Source organism: Mesorhizobium sp. M7A.F.Ca.CA.002.15.2.1 (assembly GCF_003998715.1).
Taxonomy (GTDB): Bacteria; Pseudomonadota; Alphaproteobacteria; order Rhizobiales; family Rhizobiaceae; genus Mesorhizobium; species Mesorhizobium ciceri.
This window is the reverse complement of record NZ_RZPI01000169.1, coordinates 1-8940: the sequence shown is the minus strand read 5'-3', so window position 1 is coordinate 8940 and position 8940 is coordinate 1. Positions and strand designations below refer to the sequence as shown.

The following is an 8940-nucleotide window of genomic DNA, read 5'->3' as shown; positions in this document are numbered from 1 at the left end:
AGGTGTGCTTGAGGATCGCCAGCCCCGCCATCAGCCGGGTCGGCAGCGGCGGCATGCCGGGGCCGTCCGAATAGACGGCGCCGAAACGCTCCTCCAGCACCGGCCGGTCGATCGCCTGCTTCATGTTGATGATCTGATCGAGCCTGGAGCGGAACAGGTCCTGCTCTCCCGTCTCGCGTGGCTTGGACATTCGCCGTCCCCTCGATTCGCCGCCGCCGAACCGAGTGAATCACGCTCCGCAGCACAAGGGAATCGCAAAACCGAATTGCAGGAAAACAGCGTCCAAATACCGCTAATCCTGCAATTCAAAAGACGCTATCCGCCTCAATCAAAAGGCCAGATCAATGGCTTGCGGATAGTTCACGGTCGACGAGCTGGCGGCCACGCATCAGGCTGGAGATCCATCAGCGTTTACATCGTTTTTCAACGGGCGGCTCAAGCTCCGTGTTGTTGCGCGGCGCGCAGCTTGTCGAACGCCTCTTAGACCGTCGTGTGCCGGAAGAGGATATCCTCTGGAATTTCGGCATCGACATTCCGACATCACACATCCGTGATAAAGGCGTTTGCGGCTCGACGGGACCCTCCAACCCGAGGTCGCGAACAGAACCTGAATGACTGCCTCGTTTGCTATATGCGAATTGTCCGTGGGCGCCGCCAGGAGCTGGAACCGGCCAATCGACTTTAATTCTGGCTAGCTGTGCCCAGAATCGAGAAAAACGCCGGATTCATGCAGGCACAGCGGCCAATTTGCAGGAACCACCCCCCTGGGCACTGCTACTTATCTGGAATGAGGGGACTGTGGAGCTTCCGTCAAAAGGAAGCCAGATGTTCCGGGTTGAGGCCGTAGATCATCGTGGTCGTGTGAACATGAAGTGATGATAAAGCCGGCAAACAGGGAGGATAAAATGAGCCAATACTCATATAATCGTCGTGCGCTTATGAAGGCAATGCTGGCGATTTCGGCGACCCCTTGGGGGATTAACTCGAGGGCGTTCGCCTCGTCGTGCGACGATCGCATCCTGCGAATCGGCGGACTGGGTGGAGGCCCTGATTCGATGAACCCCTTCGCCACTTGGGGCTCCTTTTGGCCCTTGGCTATTTGCTATGATTTCTTGGTCTGCATAGACGCCCAGCGATACGACGATCGAAAGGGCTTTGCCCAATCTTGGTCCGTCGCCGACGACAACCTCACTTGGACCTTCAAGATCTGGCCCGGCATGAAGTGGTCGGACGGCCAGCCTGCTACCGCTAGGGACGCGGCGTTCACTTATAGTTATTTGCACGATTCCATAGGCAAGCCCGACGAGCTAAACGTCGGGTGGAACAGCACCAGCGGTCTTGAGAACGTCGAGTCCATCAAAGCGTTCGACGACGAGACTTTGCAGATCGTGACCAAGTTCCCCGCGACCTGGCCAATAGACAATATCATAATGATCGTTCCCGAGCACATTTGGAAGGACATCAGCTATGCTGACGCACGCGTAACCTTCCGCAACGATCCGCCTTTGGTGGGTACGGGACCTATGATCGTTTCGGAGTTTCACCAGGGCCAGTTTACACGCCTGACGCCGAACCCCTATTTCCGTACGGGGAAGCCCCAAATCGCGGGGGTGATCCTGCGGTCCTTCGATGCCGCCGATCCGATTGCGCAAGGTCTTAAGAGCGGGGAACTCGATTATGGCAACTACCTGACGTCCGCCCAGTGGGCTGATCTCTCGAAGGATCCCGACATTGTAGTCGGTGAATCCCGCATAGCTCAGAAAACCTATCTCGCCTTCAACACCGCTTCGGGAGATGGCGCAGGTAGCACCAAGGCTCTGCAGGATCCGGCGTTTCGCGATGCGCTCGGCTACGCGATCGATCAGAAGGCCATCGTCGATCGAGCCATGCGCGGACACGCCGACCCTGGTGTCGGACTCGCAATGCCGGTGGCGGCCGATTACTATTCAGATCTGAACGACATCAGGCGCCACTTCGATCTCGCCGAAGCCAACCGCCGGCTTGACGCCGCAGGGTACCGGGACACGAACGGCGATGGCATTCGGGAGGACAAGGACGGGAAGAGTTTCCAGCTAGAGCTGGTGTCTGGACCTTCAGCAAATATAGAGATGCCGGTCGCGGCAGTGCAGTTTATCGCTGGCTGGTTGGAGCAAATCGGTATCCCTGTATCGGTGACTCGGCTCGACTCCGGTGCGCTGAGCGCCCGCGCCGCAGCTCCGGCGAAAGGCGGCGGAGGGTGGGATCTGCTCATTTCCGATACCTGGCAAGGCCCAACACCTAAAGACCTGCTCATCTTCGGCAGCAGCAATTCCATCGGCATCAAGAACAAGGCGTACTGGACGAATGCGGAGTTCGACAAACTGTTCGCGGAGGTGCAGGTCACCGTTGACCTCAAGAAAAACCAAAAGCTGGTCGACCAGGCAGCGCGACTAATTTATACTGAAGCGCCTTACATCGTACTATGTTACCCCACCCTGCTCGAAGCCCACCGGAGGGATTGCTTCGAGGGTTGGGGAAAGCAAGGCATCATGTCGATGGACAGCTACTTCCCATTCGATCGCTTGAAGCCGGTGCCCGCGCCGTGAACGGAGGGGGAGGGAGCCGTCACATCCTGCGCATCATCGTCAGGGCCTCTATAACCCTCCTGATGGTGGCAGTCCTGAACTTCATCCTATTCCGAGTTATTCCAGGTGACCCTGCATCTCTTTTGCTTGGCGGGGCGCGCGTCAGCGTCACCGCCGAGCAGATTGAGGCGCAGAACCAACGTTGGGGCCTTGACCGGCCGCTGTTCCCGGACCAGGCGGTCGACTACCTGTCGGCAACACTCCGCGGCGATTTCGGCTACAGCTTCAAGTTCAGGGGCAGGCATGTCGCAGACCTGATAGCGGAACGCCTGCCGGACACCATAGTCCTAGTCGGGGTTGCTCAGATAATGGCAATCGTTATTGGGGTGATGCTTGGGATCTACGCAGGCTGGCGCCGGGGAGGAGCCGGCGACCGTATCGCAACCGGAGCCTCTCTGGCGCTCTATTCTACGCCGGCTTTCTGGCTCGGCATGATCCTGGTGGTAATCTTCAGCACGGCATTGGGTTGGCTCCCGGGCTATGGTGCATACTCGCCCGGCCTGATCACGGGCTCTCTTGGTTCGTTCCTCGACTACCTGCAACATCTCACGCTTCCCGCCACTGCGGTGGCGCTTGGGCTAATCGGCCAGTACGTCGTCGTCGCTCGTGCCGCAATGAGTGACGTACTCACCGAGGATTACATGGTAACCGCACGGGCGAAAGGGCTGACCAACGGTCAAATGCTGATGCGTCATGCATTTCGCAATGCAATGCTACCGGTCGTGACCTTGATCACCCTCAATATTGGCTATGTGGTCGCCGGGGCCATCACTGTCGAAGCCGTTTTCGCCTGGCCGGGTATCGGCGGGCTGACGGTGGAAGCACTCAACGCACGGGACTACCCAGTCCTTCAAGGCATATTCCTGTTGCTTGGCGTTTCAATTGTTCTCGCAAACCTCGTAGCCGATCTTGCCTACAGCCTTCTAGATCCGAGGGTCCGACAATGAGCGACAATATTGTTCGATATTGCCCGCGAGGCCGGGCGCGCGCAATAAAAGGCTTTCTGCGTCAATTTCTCAGCTATGGCGGTGCTCAGGTGGGCCTCGTATGTCTGGTATTCTTTCTTGTTGTGGGAGCGGTCCCCAATATTCTGGCGGGACCGCTCCAGACTGCGATCAATGCAACTGGCGATTTCCTCGCACCCCCATCAGGCGAGCATCTGCTCGGCACGGACGAAATCGGGCGGGACGTGCTCAATCTGGTCCTCCATGGTGCCCGGATCTCGCTTACGATTGCGCTACTCGCGACTGTGATCAGCCTCGTCGTTGGGACTACAATCGGTACGACCGCTGGCTACTATGGTGGCAGGGTCGACGTCTGGCTGATGCGCTTGACAGACTTCTTTTTTGTCATGCCGTCCTTCGTGCTGGCGCTGGTCATTACACCCGTGGTTCTCGAGGTGATGGGGCGCGGTGGAGAAATCCTGGGCTTCCGTCCTTCTCTTTTCGTGATCATTGTCGTTATAGGCATGACAAGCTGGTCCTTTGTTGCACGTATCGTCCGGAGTCAGACACTGTCGCTTAAGGAGCGACCATTCATTGATCGTGCGCGCGTTGCGGGTAGCAGTAATTTCGGCATCATGGTGCGGCACATCCTCCCCAATCTCGTGCCGCAAATCGCAGCCAATGGTGCGCTGGTGGTCGCCAGCGCAATCTATGTCGAGACATCGCTCTCATTCCTTGGACTCGGGGACCCGTTGCAGCCTTCATGGGGCACTTTGCTTTCGCTCGCTCAGCGCGCCGGCGCGGCCAGTGCTGGAGCCTGGTGGTACCTCGGCGCCCCAGGACTGTGCGTACTCACGGTTTCGCTTAGCTTCGTCCTGATTGGCAGTGCCCTTGACGACACGTTCAATCCACGGCGGAGGGTGATCCCATGACCAGCTCCTCCCAGGACAAAACACCGCTTCTGGAAATAGACCGGCTCTCTGTCGATTATGGGCTCAAGGGCGTTTCATTGCGAGCAATCGACGGCGTAAGCTTCGCGCTCCGAGCCGGAGAGGCCGTGGGCCTCGTCGGAGAATCGGGCAGTGGCAAGACCACGACCGCGATGGCGATCGCTGGTCTACTATCACCCAACGCGCGGGTCAGCGGCGGCCAAGTGCGCTATCGTGGCAACCGACTGCCGATCGACGATGATGCGGCGATGCGGCCACATCGCTGGAGCGAAACGTCCGTTGTCTTCCAGGGCGCGATGAACGCACTTAATCCTGTTCACCGCATTATCAAGCAGATCGCCGAGCCATGCATGCTGAAGCTCGGCATGTCGCGGGGCGAGGCGACCAAGCGGGGAAGTGAGTTGCTTCAACTGGTCGGCATCCCGGCGGATCGTGGTTCCGCCTACCCTCACGAGTTGTCGGGCGGAATGCGACAAAGGGTGATGATTGCCATGGCGCTCGCGTGTCGACCTTCGATTATCATTGGTGACGAGCCCACCACAGCGCTCGACGTCATCACTCAGGCTCAGATCCTTAACCTGCTAGGCGACTTGCGATCGCAGTTGAGCCTCGCCCTGATTTTGATCACCCACGACCTTTCTGTGGTGGCTAAGTGTTGTGATCGCGTAATGATCATGTACGCGGGCCGCATCGTCGAGGATGGCACTGTCGCCGAGATTTTCGCCCAGCCCAAACATCCCTACACCCGACAGCTGATCGAATCGATCCCGAACCCAGCGAGCGGCAAAAAGATGATCCGGCCAATACCGGGTGATCCTCCCAACTTGGTGAATCGACCCTCGGGCTGCGCTTTCCATCCGCGTTGCCCGTCGGTCATGGGGGGGTGCGCGACCGAAGTCCCCAGCCTCAATAAGTTCGGGCGGGGACGTGTCGCCTGTCACCTTCACCGGTCCTTGACGCAAGAAGACAAGGTCGCTGTTCATGCCTGACACTGCCGGCATCCTGCGTCTCGAGAGCCTGCAAGTTCATTTTCCTATCCAGGGCGGTCTGTTCGACCGTGTCCTGGGCCGATCTGTCGGCGCCATGCGCGCGGTAGACGGGATCGACCTCAACGTCGGGCGGGGCGAGATCGTCGCCCTGGTCGGCGAATCGGGAAGCGGCAAGACCACTGTGGGCCGCGTCATCACCAAGCTTGCCAAGCCGACTGGCGGCAGAATGCTGTTCGAAGGCCGCGACATGAGGTCGGTAGAGGGCTTCTCGGCTCTACGTCCGTACCGGCGTCGCGTGCAAATGATCTTCCAGGACGCTTATCAGGCCCTCAATCCGCGACACACCGTGTTCGACATCGTGGCGGAGCCGTTGCAGTCCCTGCGGCTGGTCGGTAACGCCACTCAACTCGCCGACCGGGTGAGTGAAGCGCTTGCGGCCGCTGGGCTCAATCCTCCCGGCGATTTCTTCGCCCGCTTCCCGCACGAGCTATCCGGCGGGCAGCGCCAGCGCGTCGTGATTGCAGGAGCGCTTGCCGTCCGGCCGGAACTCATCGTTGCTGATGAACCTGTATCGATGCTCGATGTCTCGATACGCGCTCAGATTCTTCAGGTCCTGGTTGACTTGCGCGACAGGCACAACATGGCGCTGCTGTTCATCACCCACGATTTGCCCCTTGCCTGGCTGATCGCCGACCGGATTGCGGTCTTGTATCTTGGAAAATTGGTCGAGATTGGTAGCGCCGACGAGATCACATTCAACCCTCGCCATCCGTATACCGTCGCCTTGCGCAACGCCACACCGCAGATTGGCGGCAACGCAGGTCGCGCCGAGTTGCCGGCCCTGCAGGGCGAGGTTCCAAGTGCCGCGCGCGTGCCGAAGGGCTGCCGTTTCCATCCTCGTTGCCCGCTTGCCTTCGACCGTTGCAAAGCTGAGGAGCCGCCGGCGATCGAAGTTGGACCACAGCACCTGTCAGCCTGCTGGCTCGCTAAGTGAAAGGCATGCAATCAGCGCCACCCCAATGAGCGTATTCCATCTGGTATTGCACAGGCAGGTGGGCTGGAACACCACCATGCAGATAGAATGCTGAGACCCGTCGAAATTGGCCACTCCATCTTGAATCAGTCTCAATGTCTGGGAGGCACTCTGAAGTGTGTAATGAACTAGGCCCGATTAAACCGCCAACGCCGCGATACGAAGTGGTTTTGCAGACCGGCTTGCGCGTTCCAATGCGGGACGGCGTTGAGCTCGCCACGGACCTGTATCGGCCTATTGGTTACACTGGGGAACTCGGGTCAATCCTTATCCGAACTCCATACGGTAAGACGCCCTATCGCTGTCCGGTTGAGCCTCGCCACAAAGTGGCAAGAATGTTTGCTGGACAAGGGTTCGCTGTACTTGTGCAGGAGCGTCGTGGCGTCTTCGATTCCGGCGGCGTATTCACCCTCATGGAGAATGAAAGGGACGACGGTTATGACACGCTGTCCTGGATTTCGCAGCAGCCATGGTCGAATGGACGCGTGGGCACATATGGGTGCTCGGCGCTTGGTATCGCGCAGGTTTTGCTGGCGCAGTTGTGCCATCCAGCCCACCGATGCGCAATTGCGCAGGGATCGGGCGGCGCGAACGGCTCTGCCGGAGGGCGATATCGCAACGGGGATCTCCGTCTCGGCGGTGCGGTGGAGGTTGCCGCGTTTGTCCCCTGGTTCCACCAAACCGCAGCGAAGGACCGGTCCCGAGTGCAACCGAAAAGCGATGAGGAGTATCAGCGGGCTTTCGCGTCGCTGCCGCTCGTCAACATGCTTAAGAGCCTTGGGGGACCGCCGACTGACTGGGAGGACTGGGTCTCGCGTGACCCAGGCGATCCCTGGGGGGATCGGAATGGGATGCTTAGCGAGGACTCGACCATCGACGTCCCAGCCCTGTTCGTGAACTCGTGGTACGACGTGGGGGCTGCCGACGCGCTTCACCAGCAGCGCGTTTTTAGTGCTCGCGGATTGAGCCCGGCGGCACGCGATCACCAACATATCATTCTGTCGCCAGCCACGCATTGTGGCACCGAGAGTCTCAAAGCCCCGACGGTTATCGGCGAGCGCGAGCTGGGCGACGCGCGCCTGGATTGCTGGCAGATCTACCTGGACTGGTTCGACTGCTGGCTGAACGACAAGCCCGACCGGATCGAGGGAATGCCCCGCGTCCAGTACTACGTGATGGGTCGCAACGAGTGGCGTGCCGCGTCAGAATGGCCCCCTCTTGGTGTGGAACTGCAGCACTGGTTCCTCCGCAGCGGCGGGAATGCCGCGACCCGTCTAGGCGACGGGACTCTTGATGTAGAGCCTCCGAGTGCCGACGAGCCGGCTGACACGTTTACCTACGACCCTGGGGATCCGGCGCCGTTCTTGGGGATGGACGGCGGGAAGTCAAGTGGAACTACTATAGGACCCCGCGATTACCAGGACGTCCAGCTTCGTCCAGACGTCCTCTGCTTCACTTCACCGCCCCTCACAGAGGGCATGGAGGTTACCGGATTTGTCCGGGCGGTCCTCTTCGTCTCTTCTTCGGCCCCGGACACGGACTTCGTGGCCAGACTGTTGGACGTACATCCCGATGGCCGTGCGATTGACGTGGTGGACGGGATACTGCGCGTCCGCTATCGCGAGGGCTTTGATCGGGCTGTTTTCATGGAACCGAGCGTTATATGCAAAATCGAGATTGATCTCGACGCCACAAGTAATTGGTTTCCGGCCGGCCATCAAATTCGCCTGGAAATCACTAGTTCGGCCTTCCCGCGGTTCGACCGCAACCTGAATACGGGAGGTAACAACTGGGACGAAACTGAATGGGTAGTGGCTCGGAACACGATTCATCACTGCGAGCAGTTCCCCTCCCACGTACTGCTTCCTGTGATGACAGCGATGGGGTCCCATGCCGGCAAGGCGAATTTGAACAGCTTGCCGCCTGGCTAGCCTACCTCCACTATTTCAAACAAACGGTGATAACAAGCTGCGATCGGTCGGGGAGCCCGTCGCTTCTCACATCAAGCAGCTTGCCCCATCGGCCCGCGTCAATCAGCATGGAATGGGGGTCCATGGATCGGCACATAATGGCGGTGAGACTCACAATTGATGTTTTGCACAGCGGCGTAGGCGCGCTGTCACATTGATTTAAGCAATAGGGAAATTGGGGTGGCAACGCGCCATCATTGAGTGCCGGACCTGCTAGAGAAGCACGGTTGAGTTTCTTTTCAAACAACTTAGCAACGGCACAGAGTTCATCGTTGTACTGTGAATGCGACGAACACACCACCGTGCAGATAGAATGCTGAGACCCGTCGAAATTGGCCACTCCATCTTGAATCAGTCTCAATGTCTGGGAGGCACTCTGAAGTGTGTAATGAACTAGGCCCGATTAAACCGCCAACGCCGCGATACGAAG

The 8940-nt window shown here is 58.9% G+C and carries 6 protein-coding genes and 1 pseudogene; 6 read left to right on the top strand and 1 reads right to left on the bottom strand.

From position 1 onward, the window contains the following. Positions 1-190: pseudogene (locus ENZ74_RS12310) on the bottom strand (IS5/IS1182 family transposase); the annotation flags it as partial. Positions 191-905: 715 nt separating this feature from the next. Here ENZ74_RS12310 and ENZ74_RS12305 point away from each other — a divergent pair. The 6 genes from ENZ74_RS12305 to ENZ74_RS12280 all read left to right on the top strand — a co-directional run bounded on the left by ENZ74_RS12305 (position 906) and on the right by ENZ74_RS12280 (position 8471). Beyond that, positions 906-2585 carry an ABC transporter substrate-binding protein gene (locus ENZ74_RS12305; protein WP_063170379.1) on the top strand — a complete coding sequence of 560 codons (1680 nt, stop codon included), beginning with the start codon at positions 906-908 and terminating at the stop codon, positions 2583-2585. Further along, positions 2582-3571 carry an ABC transporter permease gene (locus tag ENZ74_RS12300; protein ID WP_063169344.1) on the top strand — a complete coding sequence of 330 codons (990 nt, stop codon included), beginning with the start codon at positions 2582-2584 and terminating at the stop codon, positions 3569-3571. The genes ENZ74_RS12305 and ENZ74_RS12300 overlap by 4 nt, the downstream gene beginning before the upstream one ends. After that, entirely contained in the window at positions 3568-4500 is a 933-nt protein-coding gene (locus ENZ74_RS12295; RefSeq protein WP_063169343.1) for an ABC transporter permease, read from the top strand. The genes ENZ74_RS12300 and ENZ74_RS12295 overlap by 4 nt, the downstream gene beginning before the upstream one ends. Continuing rightward, positions 4497-5507, top strand: coding sequence for an ABC transporter ATP-binding protein (locus tag ENZ74_RS12290; RefSeq protein ID WP_063169342.1), 1011 nt, complete (start codon positions 4497-4499; stop codon positions 5505-5507). Before ENZ74_RS12295 ends, ENZ74_RS12290 begins: the two co-directional genes overlap by 4 nt. Then, positions 5500-6501, top strand: coding sequence for an ABC transporter ATP-binding protein (locus ENZ74_RS12285; protein WP_063169341.1), 1002 nt, complete (start codon positions 5500-5502; stop codon positions 6499-6501). The genes ENZ74_RS12290 and ENZ74_RS12285 overlap by 8 nt, the downstream gene beginning before the upstream one ends. Before the next feature lie 134 nt (positions 6502-6635). Beyond that, on the top strand, positions 6636-8471 hold the full coding sequence (locus tag ENZ74_RS12280) for a CocE/NonD family hydrolase (protein WP_127224358.1): 1836 nt from the start codon (positions 6636-6638) through the stop codon (positions 8469-8471). Positions 8472-8940 lie beyond the last annotated feature (469 nt).